Origin of the sequence: Rhizobium favelukesii (assembly GCF_000577275.2) — a bacterium.
Taxonomy (GTDB): Bacteria; Pseudomonadota; Alphaproteobacteria; order Rhizobiales; family Rhizobiaceae; genus Rhizobium; species Rhizobium favelukesii.
In genome coordinates this window covers 1506892-1526512 of record NZ_HG916852.1, presented here as the reverse complement: position 1 = coordinate 1526512, position 19621 = coordinate 1506892, and the positions used below count along the sequence as shown (strand labels likewise).

Genomic DNA, 19621 nt, shown 5'->3' with positions numbered 1-19621 from the left:
TATTCATCCTGGCGACCATCACCTAGCCACGAGACACCATCTGTTTTTCATTCCTTATGGCAACGAGCTCCCGTCATGAACTGCTTCTTCGCGCCACCTGATAGCGTTTGACCAAATACATCGAGGCGAAGTGGCTTGCGTATTGTGGCGTCACTCGGTTTCGTAAACCGACGCACTGTCCTGCACCTCGCGCAGGCCCTTATACGACGCATGGCGCAGCTTCCCGTCATGCGTCCAGGCGCGATACTCGATCTCGGCAATCAGCGTCGGCTGAACCCAGACGAGGTTCCTGCGCCGGCCTTCGTACCTGACCGGCGGCGTCTTTCGCGTGATCCGATCGAGTGTCTTTCGGAGATACTCGGCGCTGCTTTCGTTGAAGCCTGTCCCGACGTTGCCGACGTAGATCCAGTCGTTCCCCTTACGCGCAGCCAACAGAATGCTGCCAATCCCCGATCTGGCCACGGTGGAGAGTTCGTAGCCCACGACGATGAAGCTGTCAGACTGGACGCACTTCACCTTTACCCAATCGCCAAGTCGGCCGGAGCGATAGGTACTTTCCTTGTTCTTCGCGATGATGCCCTCGAGGCCGTGCTCGCACGCCGCAGAGAAGATTTCGCGACCGTCGCCTTCGACTTCCTCCGAGAGGCGAATTGCGCCCTCCTCGTTGCGAAGGAGCGACTCCAGGAAGAACCGGCGTGACGACAACTCCATGTTTCGGATATCGTGCCCGTCGAAATACAGAAGGTCGAAGGCGAACATGATCGCATTGCCGGCCGGCAGTTTCCCGCCGCGCCCACCGAGCGAGTTCTGCAGCCTGCCGAAATCAGGTCTCCCTTCGTCGTCAAGTACAACGGCCTCTCCATCCAGGATAGCCGTTCCGACGCCAAGGCGCTTGGCTGCATCCTCGATCCCGGGGAAACGATGCGTCCAATCGTGGCCGCCACGGGTGAGTATCCGGACATTTCCATTGTTGAGATGGAGGGCAATGCGGTACCCGTCCCACTTGACCTCATAGGTCCAATCCGGACCGACGGGCGGACGCGGTTTGAGCAGCGCCAGGCACGGCTCTATGCGAGCCGGCATTGGATCAAGGGGGAGTTTGGGCTGGGAAGGGTCACGCGGCTTTCGTGCGCGCGAACGGAGCGGCTGTGCGTCAGCCTGCAGAGGCTGAGAACGCGGCGTCTTGGCCATCAGCTGGCCTTCTTCATCTCGTCCATGTCATCCGGAAGGACATGCATACCGGCCTCGTGAGCGGCATCGACGAAGGCTGAGCGTGCTGTCGCGGCGGCGACATACCACTCCATCGCCTCAATGGATCGCATGAGGGCGCTATGGAATTTTTCCCCTTCGGAGCCTGGCCATTTGCTCAGGAGCATCCGCGCGAGATCCTGAACGGTTTCGGCATGTCGATATTTCCCGTGGCCGTCGATCTCGACTTCCAGCGGCTTGATGAAAACGGGAATGTCCAGGTCCATTCTCGAAACTCCTTGACAAGGCAGAATCAACAAATGGCAAGTGATTCGTTTTCGTCTAGATGAGTCGAAAAAATATATGCCGAACGGAACCCCGAAGACGATTTTAAGTTGAATTATCGCCTTGGGTAACCACCCCGAAGCACCCTGGAACTTGCCCCGTGCTCACAGCGGGGCCTTTTCGGACCGTAAGAAGAAACGTCCTGAGCGCGATGGCCTCCGGCTACAGCTGCGCTTCTACATACGAATCAAGGAACTCCCAACGCATGTCGAAAGTAGCGCGCGCTAAGTCGTAGTGGGCATCGAAGCGCCGGATAATGGCAAGCTCGAGATCGTCGTCCATTTCGCGAGCATCAAAGTCAAACTCGGCGCCGACATAAATTCTGAATTCTCTCAGCCCAAATGAACGCTCAAAGTCCTCTCGCATCACCTCGACGAATTGGTTGGTGTATTCCAGAATTTGATCGTCTGTCGGTCTTGGCATCCCGCCTTTATATCATCGATTCTGCGAAGCGGCAGCTGCGCTCTGATAGGCGATCGCGGACCTTGACGCAGCCGACGAACAACGCCATCTGTCACGACGCTCGGGCGGAGCGAGAATTCAAACCATCGACAAGCGGCTGTCGGCAACCTCTTTCATGTGAGGCCCTGTGCGCACGCCCGAATACCAACCAAAATACAAATGGCGCGAGACATGGCCGGGTGAGACCGGCCTCGACGGCAAGCCGATGCAGGACTTTCAGGCATGGGACGGCGACGTGTCGGTCGGGCGGATACGGCTTGAGGATTCCGGCCCGAAGAGCGGACAATGGCAGTGGAGCGGCCATGGGCCGGAGGTGCGCGAGCGGCAAATGCCGCATCAGGGCTTCGAGCCGACTGCTCGAGAAGCATCGCGAATGGCAGAGGACTATTATGATCGGCTGCTGGCCGCGAACGGGCTTCAGTGGGGAACGAAGAAAAGCCCAATGTAGATCGCGGCCAGCATCAGAAAGAGTAGCTTTGTTAGAAACATGTCCCCTTCCCGCCGATCGGAAGTTTCCTAGAATGTCCCATTTATATTAACGATCGCTTAAAAACGAAAATAGCCGCCTCCCCGGTTAAGGCAGGGCGGCTGGATTAACTGCGCGTGGTGCGCCTAGGCTGATTGCTAGCGACCGACGACCGACTTCGTGGCCTCCGCGGCGATGGAGGCGACATTGATCTGATCCATGTCGTCATCCTTAAAGCGCCTGAAAGCACCTACAAGCAGTACAATTGTGATTGTCGTGATGGAAATGATAGGGCCTACGAACATGGCGATCGCCACCGCCGGAGGAATGATAACGACCGGCCCCCAAAAGTAATGGTGAGCAGCATGCGATAGCACCACTCCCATGAAGAACATGGCCACCATCGCAATGATTACGACCCAATAGCGCACCCGAATGCGCTGCCGAACTTCCGAGATCAGCAGATCGCGATGCTTGGCTTCTCCGCTGAGGCGAGCCTCATCGATTTTAAGTTCGAGCTGGGCAAGTCGGACATCTAGGGAGTTAATCTCCCCCTCTGTCGAAGGGGGAGCTTCAGTAGGCGCAAAAGGTTGCGGCAGAGGCACATCAGTTGTCATGCACTACGCCGCCGCTCTCCGACGTTTTTCCTGATAGTGGCCCAGGATCAGATTGTTAGGAATTGGCGCGAAGTAGCCCCAAGTCCTCGTAGCCTGATCCCATGGGCCGCCAGGCTCATGGGTGAGATCAGAAAGCTGTTGTGCCGACATGGTGCCGTAGTTCTTGTATATTTGCTCCAGCAGATGGACATCCCGTGGAGAGAGCGGCGGTGCATTCAACGGCAACGGAGCGCCCACAACCACCCCCTGCGGGCGGAAAGAGTTGTAGACGTCGGGGATAACCGGACCAAACTTCCACGCCTCGATCTTGTTGATCACCAGCGGAGAGTTTTGCATTTCCAAATGCCAGCCGTGCGAGATATAGACAAGCTTCAGCAACTGCATAATCGTCAGCTGCCTGCCGTCCTGCCTAGCGCGGTTCACGAACCAGTTGGCAATATGTCGTGCGTCATACATTACATACCCTCCTGTCCGCGCGATTGATTCCGTCCTCTATATAGGGGCTTCTATCACAATTGCACTTACAAAGTCTCAACCAATCTACAGGTTGCGTCACCCCCGCGTTGCGCGCCCGGTGGTGCGTTCGAATGCTCGGTCTAGCCGTTCGTGGAGTCCATCTATTCTGTTCCCAACGCTCTCAATGGCCCGGAGCAGCTGAGCAGTCTGGGCTTCCATTCCGGCTTTGGTGGCGTAGGTCTCCGCAACTCGCAATTTAAAATCGGCCAGATCTTCGGTGATCTTGCTTGCCTTGTCCTCGGCGACCTTTGTCTTCGCCTCAATGCGCCACCAGATGCCCCAGCCAGCGCCGGCCACCGTCAGGAAGAACAGAACCGCCTTCATGATTTCTTCTGGTGTCACTTCTGCACCGCCTTGCCGGACAGGCCAGCATCACGGTCGGCGTAGAACCCCACGAGAGCCAGATGGCGTCGGACGCATGTCAGAAGGCGCTGGCGATCGGAGATCCACAAGCGTTCCAGATCTGCCTGCGTCAACTCCTTGTCGCCGATGTCGACCGGGCCAGCGCACTTCTGCACGAGCGCCGAGTCCGGAGCCACCAAGCGAGGAGCCACCGGTGGAACGACAAGTCTATCGGATCTGGTTAATGCGACGCACCCCGGCAGCACCAATAGCAGCGCGGCCAGCATCAGGATCTTGCTTAGCTTCACGCTCTAGCTCCGTGATTTTCTGTTCTAGGGAATCGTTTTCGGCTTCAATCGCAGCGATGCGGGCCGCTTCGCGAGCCTTTGCGCCGTTGTTGGCTGCATCCTGGCGCTCGGTTTCGGCGTTGGCGGCAGTAATGGCCGCCGCCTTCATCTCGGCGATCTCCGCCGTGAACTTTCCAGCCGCAGCCTGATATCCGGAATCATAAATCCGGTTGTAGACTGTGCTGGCCGCAAAGAAGACGAGCACGGCTAGGACCAGCGCGCAGACGGCGCTGACAAGCCATTTGTCGACGCCAAGCAGTTTTGCGATTGCGCCGATCATTTGGACGCTCCCGCCATCTGCTTGGCCATCAACTCCGCGGTCGCCATCCAGCCTTTAATCATCACACCAAGGGTGTTCAGGCCGCCCATAATGGCGATGGTCTGATCCTTCGTGAGGAACGCGGTCCAGTCGACGACTTGCAGGCCGGCAATGATCGATGAGAGGATTGCTAGGCCATAAACGATGTAGTTGATCTTGGTGGAGTTCATGCGACCCCCTTAAGGCAAAGCTTGAGTTCAGCAGCGCGCCGATTGACGAGCCCCTGCACCACTCTGCCGCCAGCCTTATTGAATGCGGTCATGGCCTGGCAGCTGTCCTTCATGCGGTTCTCTCGTGCGAGCCGCGCGAACGTGGACTTGCAGGCTGCGCCGACGCCGACGTTGTAGGTGACGGAGATTGCTGCGGCCTGCCACTCAACCGGCTTGCGGTCGAAGTCGGCGATGCATCCGGTGAGCGGCACGTAATAATCGTTCATGACGCGCGTCAGCAGCTTCTCGTCGCACTCCGCCCTGGTGAACTTCTGCCCGGGCCGGACGCCAAGGGTCTCGCCGTAGCAGGCCGTCCACACTCCGACGATGTCGGGATAAGAGGAGAGCGAAAGCCCTTCCCATGGCTTGATCAGCGAGCCGATCGAAAGCGCAACGGCCGCAATTGCTGCGACCGCCTTCTTATTCAGTTTTGGCATTTTCTTCTCCAGACGGCTGCGCCAGCATCCGGCCGACGTACGCGCCGCCAAGCAGCAGCAGCGTCAGCCACCACGGCAGGAAGTCAGACACGGCCGGAACCAGATTGAGGATGATGTCGGCCAGTGCTGCGAGCTCAATAAGCCGCAGTGACCAGGCGCGCGAAAGCACCCGGCGCCAGTCGGGGATGAGTTTCATTTTTTCACCGGAAGGTAGGCAACCTACGCCTATTGGCTGAGGCGTCAGCAATGCGTGGTTGTGCTTTTATCGAGCCGACCGAGATGCGGTCAGCTCCTGTCAGTAATGCGTCAGGAAGCCCGCCCACCCCGGCGGGCTCCCTGATGTCAGCAGATCAATCCAAGACGGACGCATCCCGCCATAGCTGATCGAGATCGACGGTGGACATCCCCTGCATGGCGCCGAAGAAATCCACGAAGCCATTCGAACGATTGAAGGTCTGCGCACCAGCAAAGAGCATGCGGGCCTCCCACTCGATATCCTCATCGAGGATCTGGGAGACTAGCGCGTCCAGCGCGGCAGGCAGAGTGCCAGCCGTTACTGCTGTCAAGGCTTCGCCCTTGCTGATCAACTGCCGGTTTGCAAGCACCTGGAAGAACTGTCGTCTCGATATTTCAGCGGGCACATCAACCGGAAGGACAGGTGCAGGAGGCGGTATAAATGCGCCGCCAGTGTATCCCCATCCGATTTGGGCTTCATCTTCCTGCACCCACGAAGAAAGGTCTGGCCAGTCACTCGGGAGATCGTCAGCAATGATCCTGTCGACGACTACCGCATTCTCGATTTTACAAAATATCATGATCACCTCGCGCAGAATTGCGTGATTACGACGAGCCCATTAGCGCCAACGCCGCCTGCCTTTGTGCCGCCGCCACTGTAATCGGAGCCGCCTGAACCGCCCGCACTGTATCCGACCGCGGGAGCCCCCGCCGCGCCGAGCAGCAACGGCCCGCCGAACCCAACGCTGTCAGCCGCGTCGCCGCCCTGTCGCATGTAAACAATTGTGAGTGTGGTCCCCGACCGAAATCCGGTCACCCCAGGACATCCAGGCAACGACAGATCGCCCGTCCCAGCGACGCCACCGGCACCGCCGAGACCAGAACTACCAGCTCCCGCAGCCTTGCCCCCTGATCCGCCCGGAGCAGTACAAAGTGTCCCGACGCTGGACGTCCCACCGTTACCGCCATCGCCCGGCGCGCTCGATCCCGCCGTACCCGCCGCCCCGATGCTCACGGCCTGCGATGCGCCGATATCCGCCTTGCTGGCGATCTTCCGAGACTTTGCACCGGCGCCGCCACCGCCTGCACCATTGATTGTGTTGCTTGTCGTCAAAGCGGCGCCGCCGCCACCGCCACCCGCACCGTAGCAGTCTATGATGCAGTAGATCATGTCAGCGTGAGGGGTGAAGGTGCCCGATGCGGTGAATACGGTCTGCCGGACGACGCCGAAACCTGCAAGCGTCGCGCGCGCTGCGCCCGAATCGGTATCATCAAGAAGGGTCTTCATGTACGCGGTTACGGGGAAACCATCCTTCAGTTTCTTGCCCGTCGCCGTGTCGAAAACCGGTACGTTGCCATCGACAGCCCCGATCGGCCCGACGACATCACCCGTTCCGGTTCCATCAACGCCCTTTTGTGCAAGCAACTGCCACCATGTGTTAGACGTAGTCGGCAAGTTGGGCGGCGCGTTTCCGATGGTCGCCGCGATGGCAATCCAGGTCGATCCATTGTAGAGCACGGAGTCCGTAACAGCGTAGGCCGTCGCGTTATCGTATGCTCCACGCGGGTTGACACCGATTGCGCCAGTAGCGCCACGCGCTGCGAGCAAGCCCCAGGTGGCGCCCGCTACAGGCGCAACGTTGTTGTTCTCGACAAGCGCGATCCAGGATGCGTTGTTGTAGCTGACAGCATCATCCTTCTCGTACGCCGTCGCGCCACTCCATGCGCCTTTCCAGTTCAAACCGCGCGGCCCGGTGATGTAGGCCGGATCGCTCCAGTCGCCGGAAGCGGCCGTTACCTTCGAATAGATGGCCGCCCGTCCGTCCCCCACGTCAGATACTAGGATAGCGAAGCCGGGAACCTGCAAGTCATAGGCAGCACGATCCGTGAGCGTATCAACCTGCACATCGTAGTTCACGCCCTGCGTCAGGTCCTGCCGCGTCAGCAAGCCCATGGCGCCGGGTCCGACGAAATACGGAACCGTATCGGGCTCGCCGCTCAGTCCCGTGAAAGCCGCGATGTTGCCATTCATAAGCTGCTGCAGAAGCTGACGTGTCGACGTCGCCATGCGCGCGTTGTCGCTCTGTAGCATAACCTCATAGGCCGCATCGGTCTGTGACGGACCGGGCCAAGGGTTGGCCAGCGTCAGCGCACCGTTGCCCTCGATCGATGCGATACGGATGGCGTAGCCCTTGTGCACGCCAAACCAGTCGCCCGGCAGGATGGGATTGCCCTCGCCGTTCGGATCGCCCCAGAAGGTGTTGGTGCCAGTTACCGCCGTGCTGCCGTTGGCAATGGTTACGGTGCCTTCCTTGTAGGAAGACGGAAGAATAGCAGCCATCAGACAGCCTCTATGGTTTCGGTTTGTTTGCCGGTGAAGTTTTCCACCGGCTGATTGAGAGCGAGGTAAAGCTGCCGCTCGAACTCGGCCGAGTTCGCCTCAGCCGCTTGTAGACGGGCGTTCAACTCCTCCACTCGCCTGGACAACTCGGCGTTACCCTCGTTGCGCTCGTTGACGTCGTGCTGCAGGGCGGAGACCTCTTCGGCCTTGTCGTGCAAAAGCTGAGACAGCATCAGCACTCGCTGTTCGAGAAAGCCTTTCTGCGCCGCCGTTTCTACAAGCTGCACCTGCGGCGAGATGATGATTTTGTTCTCTTCAGACATTGCGGCTCCTGGCTAAACGAGCTCATCAAATGCGCACCAGGTCACGGTGTGAGCGAACCGTGTCGAGATTGTAATGACGAAGCTGTTGACGTTGATCGTGGCCCATAGATTCGGGTGACCGGGGACAACCCCGATACTCGACTTGAGCAAGATGAATGGCGGATAGCTATACGACTTCGTCAGGCCGACGTTTGCAGAGCCTGCACCGCCGAAAGTGATCTGCCCGCTGTCCTTCGGAACCATCGGAGCCATCTGCTCGTGAACGGTCAACTGGCTGATGTCGGCATAGCGGGAATCGATCGTCGACATGTTCGTCGCCCGAAACTTCATGACGCCGGCATCGCTACCGATGAAAACGCGCCGTCCCATTATGCGGCCTCCGGATTTTTGAAGACGACGTAGTAGAGCACCATGTTGCCGTTCACGTTGTTCTGCAGAATGTTGGCCTGCGCGCAGATTGTTGTGCGGTTAGGCATCCAGACGCCAGACGATTGCGGCGTGAACTGGCTGTTGCCGGCGTTCACGTAGAACGTCACTCCGGAAGACGGCCAATAAGCCGAATTAACAGGAATGCCGCCGGCATTGTTCGACGCATAAACCATGTTCGCGTAGAACTGCGGCTGGTAGCCCAGGTCAGCGATCGTCACCGTCGCGTAGTAGACCGTCTCCGACACCGCATTCATGCGGTTCATGCCAACAACGCCGTACGTGAAGAGGTCCAGATTCTTGTATCGAGAATCCAGCAAGTACGGCACCGCCACGTTGTCGACGTCGACGCCTGGATGACTGATGTAGACACCCGGCTCCCCTGTCGTGACGTGCGGGCCTATTCTGGTCCGCTTGGCCATTCATCGAACTCCGTAGATCTGCCAGAGAATGTACTCGCACGCGGTCGCACCGTCGGTATCGGACTCCAGGTAGATGCGGTCCTGATAGATGCGCGAGTTGGCGCCCCACTGCGGCAGGTCGTAGTAGGCCTGATATCCGGTGATCGTCGGAAAGCTGCCGTTTGCCCTGAAGAACGCAACGACGCGCGCTGCCGGCACGAACGTGTAGGTGCGGCCAAACGGGATGGTGATTGGTGCGTTGCTTGCCCCGTTGTTGCCCGCTGCACGCCCCGCCTGGAGCATTGTTCCAGAGAAATTCCAGTTGGAATCGAAAACCTTGTTGCGGTCTCCGATCCCATCCGGGTTGCCGGCATCGTAGCCTGGCTTGGAAATCACCACGCGGCCGGGCGTCAACTTCACTCGTACTGCCATCAGTCGTAGATCTCGATCGTTCCGGCTGTCAGGGTGATAACCATCTTGCCGTTGGGGCTTTGCAGGATGCCGGTGTTGACCGTGCCAATATTGGCGACGTTCAGCGAAAGCACGCCGGACTGGAACACGAGCGGGTTGCTGACGTTGCCAAGATCCGCCTGGTTGGCAACAACGAACTGCTCGGCGACCACGAGGAAACGCGTGGGCTGCGACGGTGAGCTTGGGACATCGAGATACCATGCAGCAGCCTTGAAGCTGCCAGAGCCTCCCGCCCGTGCCTCCGCGCCGATACGCGCGGCATAGCCAGAGGGACCGGCATTGACCGTCATGCGGAAGTTTGCCGTCGCCACGTCGCCCGTATTGGATGCGGCCGAAAGCGAGGTAATAGCTGACGCCAGTGCATCGCCTTGCTCGTCGATCTGCACCTGCAGCGAGTCGATCGCCGTCGCCACGGTCGTATCGACATAGACCTCCAGATCCTCCAGGCGCAGCGCCAGAGCCGAATTCGGCCCGGTGGCGATCGTGATGGCATTGAGGTAGCTGGCCGTGATGCTGCCATTCGTCAGCACCATTTCCGTCCGGAGCTGCTGACGCGCCAGGAAGCTGCCAAAGTCCTCGTCCGCCTGCAGACGGGAAATGCGCTGCGCCTCAAGGATGGTCTGACGCGTTCCATCCCGGATCCATGCCGTCGCGTCGTTGACCAACTCCTCTACGCCTTCGACAACACCCGGCAGATAGATATCCATATCCGTCAGCAGGACGTTGGGCGTCGTGACCGGGAGCCAGTCGCTCCACTCCATGAGCCGGTCGGGATCGGACGGCACGAGCTGGCCGCGAACCCCATAGGCGTTATTCGGCAAGAGGTTCTGCGCGATGATGACCGAGCCGACGTCGGCTCGCAGTGTGTTGCCGCGATAGACGACTTCGAAGGTCGCCGCGTCCCGCACCTCCCACTGCACGCCAATGACGCCTATCAGGCCGCCTGGTGAATTATCCCAAACCATGCGGATCGCAGGCCGGCGGCTGTTGCTGGCGTTATCCAGTAGCGTGTACGGCTCGACGAACCAGTCGATGATCGGCTGAGGCTGCGGCACGACGGGACCGACGGCTCCATCGACCGGCGGCTGGAACTCGGTTTCCGAATCCCAGTCATAGTCGGACGGATCAACCTCGGTGATATCGACCATCACATCGAGGTTGCCACGATCGACTGCACCGTCGATCACGAACCACTTGTTCGCGTAGCCATTGCGGACCGATGTCCACTGGATGACCTCGCCGGGCACCGCATACGGCCAGAAGCTTGGCGGCAGCACGATCGTGTGTCGGCGGGCCCGAAGCGCAGCAAGCAGTGCCGATTTCATCAGCCGCTGCACTTGCTCGGCGTAGGGCACGAGGTCAAAGGAAACGTCAGCCAGGAGCCGCCTGTTGCCGTCCTTCGCTTCCAGATCGGGCCGCAGGTAAGGAGGCGCCGTCTGCGTCACCCAGCCATTGGACGGCTCCGGATACGTCCCGTTGATGCCGTTGATCGTGTCGGCCAGACCATAGAACGGCGTGAACGTCTGCCCATCGGTCGACAGGATATCGTCATCCGTGAAGCTGATCGTCGGAGTGCCGGGTTCGCCGACAAACAGGCGATAGACGCCGCCGATCTCGGAGAGCGAGCCCTGGCACGCCGTCAGCAGGTTCTCGACGGTCGCATTGACCGGCTGATCAACAGAGATCTCGCCGCCCGATCGGTATTGAGTACCATCGCCAGAGACGGAAACGATGACCTTGCGGCACTCGTTGATAGCGGTGATCCAGTTTTGAACCGGCAGGCGGGCCGTCGTCAGGCCCTGCACGCCGTATACCCATCGGGTTCCAAAACGAAGGCCACGCATGATGTTGTAGACCTGCACGGCAGGAAGCCTGTCGCCGTCGCCGCCCCACGTGGAAGGATCGCTGAAGCGCTGAGGCCCAGAGCCGCCAACGACGGTCGAATCCTTCGAGGGGTCGTAGAGCGGGATGCCGTCAACGACGAAGGTCACGGCCGGGAAGCCGCTGAACATGTTCCTGGTCGCGCGAGCATGCACAACCGCATAGGCCACACCGTAGCCGATGCGGTCGACGCCCCAGGGGCGCTCTATGCTCTGGGCATAGGTGTAGAGCGCCGGATCAGCTGCCGTCTGCTTGCCATTGTAGAATTTGACGTAGAGGTTCGGGCCGCTGCTTTCGTAGTCCGGGATGGAGTAGCCAAAGGCCGTGTTGTTGTTGCCGGCCGGATCATAGGTCACCTTCTTGCCATCGACCCAGATCTCGACGAGGCCGGTGATTGGCAAATCGGAAATCGCGATGACCTGAGTAAACCAGGCGTTCGGCGTATCTCCATCATTGCCCCAGGTATTCGACCAGACGAGGCTGCCAGCCGTCGCGTAGCGGCCCAGGATGAACGAACGCGCAAGATCGCCGCCGCCCTGAATGTCTCCGTTGATGGAGAAGTTCGTATTATCTTTCTGCTTGCCTGCGAGAGCCTGCGCCGCGAGGCTCAGACCGATGCCGACGGCCGTGCGCAGGGCAAACGTGCCGAACGCGCTAAGGCTACCGATAAAGGAGCTGACAGCGGAAAATGTCGCCGCCAGAGCCGTAAAAATTGCCATCAGTTAAAGCCTTTTGATGAAAGCTGTTTCCGCCGCGGCATAGCCGCTTCGTCGATAAAGCCTGGCGACGGCCGCCGGCCGTGCCGAATGCTGTGCCGTCAGTTTGGCAACAGAGCATCCCGTGGCTGCTGCCCACGCTTCAAACTTGCCGATGAGGCTTGCCGCCAGGCAAGCAGATCGAGCGTCAGGCTCGACGTACATCGCCACCTCTTCAGCCATCCGTTCGCCTGTCAGGTAGTTCTCCCCGGCTCTCGCGATCAGGAATCCGCAAGGCGCCTCGCCAGCGACGACCGCGAGATATTCCCGGCTCGTTATCGCCTGGGCGAGAAACGCACGTACGCGGTCGATCCTGAAGTGATATGAGCCGCCAGCTTCTGCATGGAACCGTTCCGCCAGCGCAACGAGCGCCGACAGGTCGCTCAGTCGCGCCTCGTAAATGTCCATCAGAAAATCCCTAGAAACTTCTTGCGTTTCTTCTGCGTGGGCACGACGCCCTTTTGAGATCCCCACCAAATTTTCCAAGTCGGGGTTGTGGCTGCGTCCTTGTAGAAGGCGTCACCGACGTTCCGCAGGACCTGCGTCTCATGGCTCCGCGTCTCGGCGTTCGCTCGAGTCATTTCCTGCGTATGGCTCACACATGTAAGGCTAACGCCGCCCGTCTCGTTTTCGCTTGGCGTCTCGATGACGAGATTGTCCGCGAAGCCGACGAAGCGGTTTTCAGCCGGCGCAACCATCTGCCTGGTGTCCGGATCGAAAAGACCGCGGTAGACCTCCACGCGCGCCTGGCGAATGTCATAATCGCGCACGAGCTGCTGCACGTGGTCATCGATCTGCGACATCTGGATCGTGATGTTCTGGACGCTCAAGTTCTTAACGAGCGGAATATCGCTCATCTGAATCAGTGTGCCGGAACCGTAGAAGTTGCGGGTTTCTGTCAGGCCGGTATCTGGATTGATGACCTGCGCTGCAACGTCGCCCCAATCGCTCCATGTGCCATCTGGCACAAGCTCGCCAGTTGTCCGATCACGGGCGACTATCCAGAGGAAGTCGCGCGCAACCAGCCGGCGCTCCTGCAAGGCCGCGACGTTGGCGGCAGTCATATTGCGAGGCATCAGCGGGCCTCCCATGCATCAAATGAAATGGAACCCATGCCGGTCGAAAGGTCCGTCTGTGAGCTGACGCTGTCAGGATCAATGGACATGATGCAGTGAGGACGCTTAACGCTGACCTCGGCACCGATCGTGACGGACGGCCAGAGATGCGGCCGCACTTCGAGCTGCACAAACACGCCAGATACGTTCGCCGTGGCATCAGCTTGAACCCAATGCAGATCCGTATCGCCAACCTGGATCATGTCGCCGGCCTGCAGTTTAAATCCGGGCGGGAAGCCCTGCACGTCGAAGGTCTTGCGATTGGAATCGATGCCGGTAATGCCGCCCGTTCCATCGAAGGCGTCACCGGTGGGCCATGAGCCGCGCGGATAGGCGATCGGGTAGCAACGGGACAGGTTGACGCCGATAAATGTCTGAATGCCGCCGTCCATGCTGGCAAGGATTGCCCGCCACTTGTCGACCGTGTTCGCTCGCACAAGCTTCGTCACGTATGAGGCCCGCCAGATCGGCGAGCCCAGATCCTTGGCAAACGTCTTGCCGCCGGCCGTGCGAGACCGTTCCTGGCGATAGGCCAACTCGAATTTCGTCGACCAGCCCGAAAAGCCCGCCAGGATATCACGCGGGAAAGTGATTGCCATTTAGAGACCTTTCACATTGCCCTTGCGGGCCTTCTGGATCGCGTTGACAGCACGAGATGAGAATTCCCGGCGATCCTTCTCCTGGATCTGCTCAAGCCGAGCCAGGCGTTCGCTGTCGACGCCGCGGTTATCGTAAGATGGCGCGTAGTTGATCGACACAGCAGGGCTGCGTCCAATGCTCGACAGTGAAGGCATTGTGGGCGCGCTTCCAACGATGCCGCCGTCTGCGTATCCGCCTAGAAGTTTCTCGAGATTGCCGACGCCGACTTGGTCGACGACGTTCTTGGGAACGACATATTCGCCCTTGTGGACGATGCCTGCCGGCTGATATTTCCCGCCCGGGCCGGTATAGCCACCGCCGGCAAAGCCCAGCATCTTGAAGAAGCTGCCAAGGATGTTGGCGCCACCGCCGCCTGCGCCGGCCTTACCGCCTGTGCCGAAGAAGTCGTCAAACGCCAGATCCAGGATCTTGCTGCCGACCTTGCTAAGCGCCTCGCTGAACACCTCAGCCGCGTCTTTGCCCTCGGTGAAGCCGTCGACGATGCCGCGAAACACCTCTTTGTTCAGGTCCTGAATTTCGGCCGCACGCTCGCGGATCTTGTCCTGGCTTTCCGCAAGCTGGTTGGCGGCAACCTCCGCAGCGGCATAGGCCGTCGAGAGCTTGTCGATCTCAGCTGAGAGCTCCGGAGTAACCACCTTGCCGGTCTGCTGTGCCGCGTTCAGCAGATCTTGCTGCGCGCGGGCCTTAGCGACTGCAAAGCCGTAATCGTCGATGACCGGATTAAGCTTAGCCTGCGCATCCGTCTCAGCGTTCAACGCCGCAGTATGCTCCCTGAGCTGCTGCGTCTCGCGCTCGTAGTCGTCTGTTCGCGTCTTCTTGGACTTGCCAGTGCCTGTCGCAGTTACTGCATACTCCGGCTTGGTGATATCCACCGGAGAGACGACCGCGGCTGCTGGCTTGGCTGGCCCTTGGAAATTCAGGGGACCTTGCACTGGTTTACGGACGCTGCCCGGCCCGCTTGCCGCCGCCTCTTGTTTGGCGGAGAGGATGGCGTCACGCTTTTCCTGCAGGTCCCGCAGAAGCTCAGAGTTGCCAACCGGGTTGCTCTTGAGCGCAGCGATATTGCGCTCGATATCGAGGCGCTCTTCGGCGGCCTTCTTTTCCTTCGCTCGCTCTATGCCGCCGTTGTACAGATCGTCAAAGATCTGCTTGTCCGTCGACGGCCCGAACTTGTTGAGGTCCTCAATGACCTTAGGCGTGAGCCCGGTGGCCTCGTTGGCGCGCTGAATGAAACTGGAAAACTTAGTTGCGGCACCGTCGAGTGCTGTCGCAACAGCGTTGATAGCCCCGATGAAGCCATCAAACGAGACCGTATCTAGATAGGTGACCATCTTGGAGACGGCACCTTGGAATATGTCATTCGCGCCTGTTGCCTCACCGAATCGACCGGCCGCATTCGTGAGCGAATTTCCGAGGCGCGTCATGGACGACGCAGCTGTTTCGCTTGCTCCGGCAAGCATGTCGTCGATCACAGGCGCACCCGCCTGAATACCATCGAAGAGCGCTTTGCTGGAAAGCTGCCCAGATTTCACAAGCTTGGTAAGTTGGGCGACAGATCCGCCCGCTTGCTTGATCCCTGCAGCTGCGGCCCGCAACAGGACCGGTGCGCCATCAATCAGCGAGCCCCATTCTTCCGCCTGCACCTTGCCAGAGCCGAGAGCTTGCGAAAGTTGTAGAAGCGCGCCCTGCGCTTCGGTAGCGCTCGAACCCTGCGCCTTCAGCGCCTTGGCGACGGTCTCGGCGAGCTCGGCAACCTGCTCGCTTGAAACCCCGAGTTCTTTCTGGTTGATCGCCACGCGGCTGTATAGAGTTGCGAGCGCATCGATCGGTGCAGCGTTCTTCTGTGCCGACGCATAAAGTTGATTATAGACGCCCGTAAGCTCCTGGCCAGCGAGGCCGGACGCCTTCAAGGAATTCTGGATCTTGATGTAAGAATCCTGAAGCTCAGAAAAACCCTTGATCGTAAAAGCACCGGCGAGAGCCGCACCTACCCGAACGCCGAGAGTCGTGAAAGAGTTTCCAAGGTTCCTGTTCATCGACAAGGCGCGCTTCTCGATCGACGCAAGCTGCTTGTTTGCGACGTTGCTGGCGCGGTTCATTGCCCGCTCATACTTGGTGACATCAGCACTAAGCTGAACGACCAGGCGCTCGAGATCTGTTGCAGCCACAGCGGTTGTATCCTATAGAAAAATACCCGCGTGAACGGGTATTGGGGGATCGATGAAATTGTGGGTTTTGGCTTTCAGCGCTGCAATCGCGGGCGCGACGTCGGCAGCAGCAGACAGCCTCAAGAGCGGCTATGCACTGTGCGCTGCGATTGACAACTCAGGGCTGGCCAGCAAGCCGTGCGAGGTTTCCGCATGGTCATCGGCAGTCATTGCGACGGTCGACATGGACAGCGGTGAAGCAAGGGACGTGTGCCCGCGGATAGCCGGCCTAATGAAGGAGAGGGGCGCATCATTCGAAGCAGGGTGGACGCTTCAGATTAAGTCGCCCTTCAGCAACGGCGAGTCGATCGCCTATTGCAAGCTCTGAGCGTCATCCCTTCGACTTCAGCCACGCGAATAAATCGTCGGCCTCTTTGTCCCCCATCTTGCCGTCATCGGGCGAGTTGGCGGCAATGTAACCTTCGACTGCGGCAGTGAACTGCCACATTGACATCGCATTCACTTCTTGCGGGGTGTAGCCTATTGCGGCTCCGGTTCCGTAGACGGCGCCAAACCTGAGTTTTCCGTTGGGGAGATCGTCGATGCGGTCTCGCTCGGACTTGGCGCTTCGCCCTCCCCCAATGGCTCGTCAGGTGCCCCCATCAGGCCAGCCGTGAGAATTCCGACTGCATAAGCAACGCTCTCAAGCGGAGGACGATCCTCAACGTAGCGGCGAGTTAGGATGAGGGCCTTTGCAGGCTCTAGTCCTCCTCCGATCAGGCCAATCCGGATCACGCTCGAGATGTCCTCGACCCGCCATTGATGCGTGCGGAGCCGGTCGAGAACCACGTATGGGCCCGCGTCGCACTTCTCCTGAAGCTCCGCTAGCTGAGACCAGGCAAGACGGAACGAATACGTCCCGTCTGCCCAATCCAGTTCGATCCTGGCGTCGCGCATTAAGCTACGACGCGGACGAGTTCGCCATCGCTCTGCATTTCAACAGAGAGGGTGACGCGGCCGCCCTGCTCTGCCGATGGGTTGAGCGAGCTGACATGCATGAGGCCTGTCCAAGTGATCGTCTTCGCGGGGGAAGGGAATTCGATCTCGATCTTGACCGGAACGCTCTCGACGTTTTCCCAAGCTTCAAGCCAGGTCTCGATGGATTCGGCGGCAGCAACGCCCTCGCCCGAGATAGAGGCAGAAAGAGAGCTTGCGTCGCGACCAATCCACGCCACGGCGTCGGGGTCTGCGCAATCTGGCAAATTGACTTCGGTCAGATCCTTGGTGAGCGTGAGGCTCTTGGAAGTGAAGCCGCAAGGTGCGGAATAGACAATCGGTGTCGCATCGTCACCGAGAAGTACCCTGAATTTTCCAAAACGGGCTGTGGAGGGCTGGGCCATAGTGTGTTCCTTGATGAAGTTACTGTTTAACCACCCGCCGCAACTTCTTTTGCTGCCTTGGTGATTGCTCGCGAGATGCGCCCTTTGACGCGCCTGCGGTTGGCTCTAAAGCTGACATAGAAGAATGGCCTGGCAGGCTGCGCGGGGATCGTCGCGCCGACGAACTTGCCACCAGCGATATGTGCTTGGGTGCCGAACTCGATGAAACGCGAATAGAAGGATTCGCTGTTGCCGGCGTAGATCGTAATGGTCAGGTCACCGCCTAGTGACTCGACCTTCCCCAAGGTCATAGCACCCTTTGGCGCTCGCCCGTAGGTCCATCCGATACTGTCACGCAGGGCGCCAGTATCATCAGGAACCAGCGCTTTGGCCATGGCGATGATCTCGTCTGCGCCTGCCTCCATCGCATCCCGAATGCGCTGCTTTACTTTCGTGGGCAGTCTATCGAGCTTGGCCTGAAGGCGTTTCAGGTTCTCGATCTTCGGCGCCATCAGTCCGCCGCCCCTTCAACGAGGGCCACGACCTGGACTACGCCATGCTGCGTTGTTGGATCAGGATCGTCCATGACGCGCCAGAGACGGACTTCCATGGTCGCAAGCGCCACCTCGTCGAGCGGGAATTCCTTCTCGTGGAGAGATCTCCGGACCTCAGCAATCATGTCGTCCATGGCCCATCTGCTTGGCTTGCGTGACCAGATATCAATCTGAGCCGTGATCTCCTGACCGTAGATGCAGTCTGCATCGTCGGTGGAAGCGTAGAATGGGCCACGGCTGATGTAAGCGTTTTTGGCTCCCCATGGCCGGTCCGGCGCCTTATCGTGGATGCCATCGACGAGTGCCACCAAGGCAGCATTCGCCTTGAGCGCGCCAAAGATGGCGGCCCATAATTCTTTTCCAGCGCTCATGAGTGATCCTTAGGGCGCCACGCCCGTCTGAGCTTCGAGGTAAACCCAATACCGATCCGAAACGGCATCAACGATCCGGACCGCGTAAGTGTCGCCAGTCCGAACATCTCGCATTCGCCAGTCCGCTTTGATCTGGACTGTCTCTGCGGTCGAACGAACGTAGACGCCAAGGAGATTTCGGCCTTCGAGCCGCGCGGCCACGACTGCTTCTGATCCGCCACGAGAGCGAAATGCAGCCCACGACTTGAAGCGCTCCGTAAACACGCCCTCGCTATTGCCGAGGCCATCGTCGACGGTAGTTCGCTCATCGAAGGCAACGCGATGCTGTAACTCACCGGAGGTTGGTTTACTCGGCGCCATCGGCCGGCCTTCCTGCCGATGGAAGCTCGACAGCCTTTCCCGCTGCCACCGCCCGATCAGCGCACTCGCGCTTCACAGTGAGTTCCATGCCGGCTTTGTAGCCGATCGTGGTCGGAGTAGTAGGCTTGTAGTCGAAGTCACCGGTGAAACGGACACGTGCCATGGAAAGGTCCTTAAAGCGACTGCTGGGTCGCGGAATCGGTAGAGCAGCGTCATTGTGCGGGCTAGCCGCGCCTGAAGTTGCAAAGAAGAGCGTCGAGCGCCGTCCAGTCGTCGACCTTCGAGTTTTCGCGGGTCCCATAGGCGTCGGCGATGAATAGGAGAAGTGCGTGCTTCACGGCTGGCGGCGCCTCTTCGTATCCAGCAACCGCAGTCACAGTGATCCGCGAGCCCGACCGAATAGCCGGCCACTGCTTGCCGTACGCAAGAACGATTGCCGGCTCCAAACCCTCAAGACGCTGCTCGTAGGCGTCGGCGGCTAGCGTCTGAGTGGCTCCGTCCGTATCGACGTAGGCGATCGATGTCACCGACGAGACTGGAGCTACCGGCAGTCGTGCCAGATCGCCCCAGCAATCGCACTTCAACTCAACCGTTTGCTCGGCAAACAGCACATTGCAGTATTTCTCGGCGTGATCGCGCGCCGACGCGATCATCAATTCGATGTCCACGTCTTCATCGGCAAAGTCGACGCGAAGGCGCCGCTTCACGTCATCAAGAGTTACCGGCTCCGCCGTCGCTGCCGTCGTCACTTTGGCCGGATACCACATCAGGCTGCCTTGCCCTTCTTGGTCTTAACCGGAGCCTTAATTTCGGGCTCGGCATCTACAGCAAAGCCAGCAGCCTTCAGGCGCTCGGCTTCGTCCGCATCGAAATCGTATTCGTCGCCAGAGGCGAGATTGAAGTCGGGACCGGAAAGGCCCGCAGTCATTTTCAAAAGCATATGTCGCCTCCTGAA

General features: G+C 59.4%; 32 protein-coding genes. 2 read left to right on the top strand and 30 right to left on the bottom strand.

Annotated elements, in window-relative coordinates:
* Positions 1-150: 150 nt before the first annotated feature.
* From ligD to LPU83_RS45940, 3 genes are all read right to left on the bottom strand, one after another.
* Positions 151-1191: a non-homologous end-joining DNA ligase gene (ligD, locus tag LPU83_RS45950; RefSeq protein WP_037069342.1), complete on the bottom strand. Its 1041-nt coding sequence runs from the start codon at positions 1189-1191 to the stop codon at positions 151-153.
* Positions 1191-1475: a DUF982 domain-containing protein gene (locus tag LPU83_RS45945; RefSeq protein WP_037069338.1), complete on the bottom strand. Its 285-nt coding sequence runs from the start codon at positions 1473-1475 to the stop codon at positions 1191-1193. Before LPU83_RS45945 ends, ligD begins: the two co-directional genes overlap by 1 nt.
* Before the next feature lie 220 nt (positions 1476-1695).
* Entirely contained in the window at positions 1696-1956 is a 261-nt protein-coding gene (locus LPU83_RS45940; protein ID WP_037069335.1) for a hypothetical protein, read from the bottom strand.
* A 166-nt stretch (positions 1957-2122) separates the two neighbouring features.
* Between LPU83_RS45940 and LPU83_RS45935 the strand changes: the two genes are divergently transcribed.
* A complete protein-coding gene (locus LPU83_RS45935) occupies positions 2123-2443 on the top strand; it encodes a hypothetical protein (protein ID WP_037069332.1) in 321 nt (106 codons plus the stop codon).
* A gap of 176 nt (positions 2444-2619) precedes the next feature.
* Here LPU83_RS45935 and LPU83_RS45930 read toward each other — a convergent pair whose 3' ends face one another.
* The 19 genes from LPU83_RS45930 to LPU83_RS45840 form a co-directional block, all read right to left on the bottom strand.
* Complete coding sequence (locus LPU83_RS45930) at positions 2620-3078, bottom strand: hypothetical protein (RefSeq protein WP_037069330.1); 459 nt, start codon at positions 3076-3078, stop codon at positions 2620-2622.
* A 3-nt stretch (positions 3079-3081) separates the two neighbouring features.
* Entirely contained in the window at positions 3082-3534 is a 453-nt protein-coding gene (locus LPU83_RS45925) for a Panacea domain-containing protein (RefSeq protein WP_037069328.1), read from the bottom strand.
* 96 nt (positions 3535-3630) lie between these two features.
* Complete coding sequence (locus LPU83_RS45920) at positions 3631-3936, bottom strand: hypothetical protein (protein ID WP_037069325.1); 306 nt, start codon at positions 3934-3936, stop codon at positions 3631-3633.
* A complete protein-coding gene (locus LPU83_RS45915) occupies positions 3933-4133 on the bottom strand; it encodes an anaerobic dehydrogenase (protein ID WP_244656143.1) in 201 nt (66 codons plus the stop codon). Before LPU83_RS45915 ends, LPU83_RS45920 begins: the two co-directional genes overlap by 4 nt.
* 31 nt (positions 4134-4164) lie before the next feature.
* The gene (locus LPU83_RS45910) at positions 4165-4563 is read right to left on the bottom strand and encodes a hypothetical protein (protein WP_037069319.1); all 399 of its coding nucleotides are present in this window, start codon (positions 4561-4563) and stop codon (positions 4165-4167) included.
* Complete coding sequence (locus LPU83_RS45905) at positions 4560-4772, bottom strand: hypothetical protein (protein WP_037069315.1); 213 nt, start codon at positions 4770-4772, stop codon at positions 4560-4562. Before LPU83_RS45905 ends, LPU83_RS45910 begins: the two co-directional genes overlap by 4 nt.
* Positions 4769-5248, bottom strand: coding sequence for a lysozyme (locus tag LPU83_RS45900; RefSeq protein WP_037069312.1), 480 nt, complete (start codon positions 5246-5248; stop codon positions 4769-4771). Before LPU83_RS45900 ends, LPU83_RS45905 begins: the two co-directional genes overlap by 4 nt.
* Positions 5232-5444: a DUF7940 domain-containing protein gene (locus tag LPU83_RS45895; RefSeq protein WP_082321254.1), complete on the bottom strand. Its 213-nt coding sequence runs from the start codon at positions 5442-5444 to the stop codon at positions 5232-5234. The genes LPU83_RS45900 and LPU83_RS45895 overlap by 17 nt, the downstream gene beginning before the upstream one ends.
* Positions 5445-5598: 154 nt before the next feature.
* A complete protein-coding gene (locus LPU83_RS45890) occupies positions 5599-6063 on the bottom strand; it encodes a hypothetical protein (RefSeq protein ID WP_037069309.1) in 465 nt (154 codons plus the stop codon).
* 2 nt (positions 6064-6065) lie between these two features.
* The gene (locus LPU83_RS45885) at positions 6066-7823 is read right to left on the bottom strand and encodes a hypothetical protein (RefSeq protein ID WP_051509073.1); all 1758 of its coding nucleotides are present in this window, start codon (positions 7821-7823) and stop codon (positions 6066-6068) included.
* A complete protein-coding gene (locus LPU83_RS45880) occupies positions 7823-8146 on the bottom strand; it encodes a hypothetical protein (RefSeq protein ID WP_037069306.1) in 324 nt (107 codons plus the stop codon). The genes LPU83_RS45885 and LPU83_RS45880 overlap by 1 nt, the downstream gene beginning before the upstream one ends.
* A gap of 12 nt (positions 8147-8158) precedes the next feature.
* The gene (locus LPU83_RS45875; protein WP_037069303.1) at positions 8159-8515 is read right to left on the bottom strand and encodes a hypothetical protein; all 357 of its coding nucleotides are present in this window, start codon (positions 8513-8515) and stop codon (positions 8159-8161) included.
* Positions 8515-8994 (bottom strand): hypothetical protein, encoded by a 480-nt coding sequence (locus tag LPU83_RS45870; RefSeq protein WP_037069300.1) that lies wholly within the window; start codon positions 8992-8994, stop codon positions 8515-8517. The genes LPU83_RS45875 and LPU83_RS45870 overlap by 1 nt, the downstream gene beginning before the upstream one ends.
* Positions 8995-9405 carry a hypothetical protein gene (locus LPU83_RS45865; protein WP_037069297.1) on the bottom strand — a complete coding sequence of 137 codons (411 nt, stop codon included), beginning with the start codon at positions 9403-9405 and terminating at the stop codon, positions 8995-8997.
* Positions 9405-12044, bottom strand: a complete 2640-nt coding sequence (locus LPU83_RS45860) for a phage tail protein (RefSeq protein ID WP_037069294.1) — start codon at positions 12042-12044, stop codon at positions 9405-9407. The genes LPU83_RS45865 and LPU83_RS45860 overlap by 1 nt, the downstream gene beginning before the upstream one ends.
* Positions 12045-12047: 3 nt before the next feature.
* Positions 12048-12488: a GNAT family N-acetyltransferase gene (locus LPU83_RS45855; protein ID WP_037069290.1), complete on the bottom strand. Its 441-nt coding sequence runs from the start codon at positions 12486-12488 to the stop codon at positions 12048-12050.
* Positions 12488-13156 (bottom strand): hypothetical protein, encoded by a 669-nt coding sequence (locus LPU83_RS45850; protein ID WP_037069287.1) that lies wholly within the window; start codon positions 13154-13156, stop codon positions 12488-12490. The genes LPU83_RS45855 and LPU83_RS45850 overlap by 1 nt, the downstream gene beginning before the upstream one ends.
* Positions 13156-13794: a hypothetical protein gene (locus tag LPU83_RS45845; protein ID WP_037069285.1), complete on the bottom strand. Its 639-nt coding sequence runs from the start codon at positions 13792-13794 to the stop codon at positions 13156-13158. Before LPU83_RS45845 ends, LPU83_RS45850 begins: the two co-directional genes overlap by 1 nt.
* Positions 13795-16023 carry a tape measure protein gene (locus LPU83_RS45840; protein WP_037069282.1) on the bottom strand — a complete coding sequence of 743 codons (2229 nt, stop codon included), beginning with the start codon at positions 16021-16023 and terminating at the stop codon, positions 13795-13797.
* Positions 16024-16075: 52 nt separating this feature from the next.
* Here LPU83_RS45840 and LPU83_RS45835 point away from each other — a divergent pair, with 52 nt between their 5' ends.
* A complete protein-coding gene (locus LPU83_RS45835; protein ID WP_037069279.1) occupies positions 16076-16390 on the top strand; it encodes a hypothetical protein in 315 nt (104 codons plus the stop codon).
* A gap of 152 nt (positions 16391-16542) precedes the next feature.
* On the opposite strand, the gene LPU83_RS45830 is transcribed toward LPU83_RS45835, so the two are convergent.
* From LPU83_RS45830 to LPU83_RS45800, 8 genes are all read right to left on the bottom strand, one after another.
* Positions 16543-16959: a gene transfer agent family protein gene (locus LPU83_RS45830; RefSeq protein ID WP_037069276.1), complete on the bottom strand. Its 417-nt coding sequence runs from the start codon at positions 16957-16959 to the stop codon at positions 16543-16545.
* Positions 16959-17402, bottom strand: a complete 444-nt coding sequence (locus LPU83_RS45825; RefSeq protein ID WP_037069274.1) for a phage tail tube protein — start codon at positions 17400-17402, stop codon at positions 16959-16961. Before LPU83_RS45825 ends, LPU83_RS45830 begins: the two co-directional genes overlap by 1 nt.
* Positions 17403-17428: 26 nt before the next feature.
* Complete coding sequence (locus LPU83_RS45820) at positions 17429-17893, bottom strand: HK97-gp10 family putative phage morphogenesis protein (protein ID WP_037069271.1); 465 nt, start codon at positions 17891-17893, stop codon at positions 17429-17431.
* Entirely contained in the window at positions 17893-18306 is a 414-nt protein-coding gene (locus tag LPU83_RS45815; protein ID WP_051509072.1) for a DUF3168 domain-containing protein, read from the bottom strand. The genes LPU83_RS45820 and LPU83_RS45815 overlap by 1 nt, the downstream gene beginning before the upstream one ends.
* Before the next feature lie 9 nt (positions 18307-18315).
* On the bottom strand, positions 18316-18666 hold the full coding sequence (locus tag LPU83_RS45810) for a phage head completion protein (protein WP_037069268.1): 351 nt from the start codon (positions 18664-18666) through the stop codon (positions 18316-18318).
* Positions 18653-18829 carry a hypothetical protein gene (locus LPU83_RS73020; protein ID WP_167546203.1) on the bottom strand — a complete coding sequence of 59 codons (177 nt, stop codon included), beginning with the start codon at positions 18827-18829 and terminating at the stop codon, positions 18653-18655. Before LPU83_RS73020 ends, LPU83_RS45810 begins: the two co-directional genes overlap by 14 nt.
* Before the next feature lie 61 nt (positions 18830-18890).
* Positions 18891-19433: a head-tail connector protein gene (locus LPU83_RS45805; protein WP_037069266.1), complete on the bottom strand. Its 543-nt coding sequence runs from the start codon at positions 19431-19433 to the stop codon at positions 18891-18893.
* Positions 19433-19606: a hypothetical protein gene (locus LPU83_RS45800; RefSeq protein ID WP_157997332.1), complete on the bottom strand. Its 174-nt coding sequence runs from the start codon at positions 19604-19606 to the stop codon at positions 19433-19435. The genes LPU83_RS45805 and LPU83_RS45800 overlap by 1 nt, the downstream gene beginning before the upstream one ends.
* Positions 19607-19621 lie beyond the last annotated feature (15 nt).

Coding starts and splice junctions, on each gene's coding strand:
- LPU83_RS45930 (WP_037069330.1), bottom strand. CDS start 3,078: ATGACAACTGATGTGCCTCTGCCGCAACCTTTTGCGCCTACTGAAGCT.
- LPU83_RS45875 (WP_037069303.1), bottom strand. CDS start 8,515: ATGGGACGGCGCGTTTTCATCGGTAGCGATGCCGGCGTCATGAAGTTT.
- LPU83_RS73020 (WP_167546203.1), bottom strand. CDS start 18,829: ATGGCACGTGTCCGTTTCACCGGTGACTTCGACTACAAGCCTACTACT.
- LPU83_RS45880 (WP_037069306.1), bottom strand. CDS start 8,146: ATGTCTGAAGAGAACAAAATCATCATCTCGCCGCAGGTGCAGCTTGTA.
- LPU83_RS45870 (WP_037069300.1), bottom strand. CDS start 8,994: ATGGCCAAGCGGACCAGAATAGGCCCGCACGTCACGACAGGGGAGCCG.
- LPU83_RS45825 (WP_037069274.1), bottom strand. CDS start 17,402: ATGGCCCAGCCCTCCACAGCCCGTTTTGGAAAATTCAGGGTACTTCTC.
- LPU83_RS45885 (WP_051509073.1), bottom strand. CDS start 7,823: ATGGCTGCTATTCTTCCGTCTTCCTACAAGGAAGGCACCGTAACCATT.
- LPU83_RS45905 (WP_037069315.1), bottom strand. CDS start 4,772: ATGAACTCCACCAAGATCAACTACATCGTTTATGGCCTAGCAATCCTC.
- LPU83_RS45820 (WP_037069271.1), bottom strand. CDS start 17,893: ATGGCGCCGAAGATCGAGAACCTGAAACGCCTTCAGGCCAAGCTCGAT.
- LPU83_RS45830 (WP_037069276.1), bottom strand. CDS start 16,959: ATGCGCGACGCCAGGATCGAACTGGATTGGGCAGACGGGACGTATTCG.
- LPU83_RS45895 (WP_082321254.1), bottom strand. CDS start 5,444: ATGAAACTCATCCCCGACTGGCGCCGGGTGCTTTCGCGCGCCTGGTCA.
- LPU83_RS45845 (WP_037069285.1), bottom strand. CDS start 13,794: ATGGCAATCACTTTCCCGCGTGATATCCTGGCGGGCTTTTCGGGCTGG.
- LPU83_RS45860 (WP_037069294.1), bottom strand. CDS start 12,044: ATGGCAATTTTTACGGCTCTGGCGGCGACATTTTCCGCTGTCAGCTCC.
- LPU83_RS45815 (WP_051509072.1), bottom strand. CDS start 18,306: ATGAGCGCTGGAAAAGAATTATGGGCCGCCATCTTTGGCGCGCTCAAG.
- ligD (WP_037069342.1), bottom strand. CDS start 1,191: ATGGCCAAGACGCCGCGTTCTCAGCCTCTGCAGGCTGACGCACAGCCG.
- LPU83_RS45945 (WP_037069338.1), bottom strand. CDS start 1,475: ATGGACCTGGACATTCCCGTTTTCATCAAGCCGCTGGAAGTCGAGATC.
- LPU83_RS45800 (WP_157997332.1), bottom strand. CDS start 19,606: ATGCTTTTGAAAATGACTGCGGGCCTTTCCGGTCCCGACTTCAATCTC.
- LPU83_RS45925 (WP_037069328.1), bottom strand. CDS start 3,534: ATGTATGACGCACGACATATTGCCAACTGGTTCGTGAACCGCGCTAGG.
- LPU83_RS45940 (WP_037069335.1), bottom strand. CDS start 1,956: ATGCCAAGACCGACAGACGATCAAATTCTGGAATACACCAACCAATTC.
- LPU83_RS45810 (WP_037069268.1), bottom strand. CDS start 18,666: ATGGCGCCGAGTAAACCAACCTCCGGTGAGTTACAGCATCGCGTTGCC.
- LPU83_RS45910 (WP_037069319.1), bottom strand. CDS start 4,563: ATGATCGGCGCAATCGCAAAACTGCTTGGCGTCGACAAATGGCTTGTC.
- LPU83_RS45835 (WP_037069279.1), top strand. CDS start 16,076: ATGAAATTGTGGGTTTTGGCTTTCAGCGCTGCAATCGCGGGCGCGACG.
- LPU83_RS45890 (WP_037069309.1), bottom strand. CDS start 6,063: ATGATATTTTGTAAAATCGAGAATGCGGTAGTCGTCGACAGGATCATT.
- LPU83_RS45850 (WP_037069287.1), bottom strand. CDS start 13,156: ATGCCTCGCAATATGACTGCCGCCAACGTCGCGGCCTTGCAGGAGCGC.
- LPU83_RS45865 (WP_037069297.1), bottom strand. CDS start 9,405: ATGGCAGTACGAGTGAAGTTGACGCCCGGCCGCGTGGTGATTTCCAAG.
- LPU83_RS45805 (WP_037069266.1), bottom strand. CDS start 19,433: ATGTGGTATCCGGCCAAAGTGACGACGGCAGCGACGGCGGAGCCGGTA.
- LPU83_RS45900 (WP_037069312.1), bottom strand. CDS start 5,248: ATGCCAAAACTGAATAAGAAGGCGGTCGCAGCAATTGCGGCCGTTGCG.
- LPU83_RS45855 (WP_037069290.1), bottom strand. CDS start 12,488: ATGGACATTTACGAGGCGCGACTGAGCGACCTGTCGGCGCTCGTTGCG.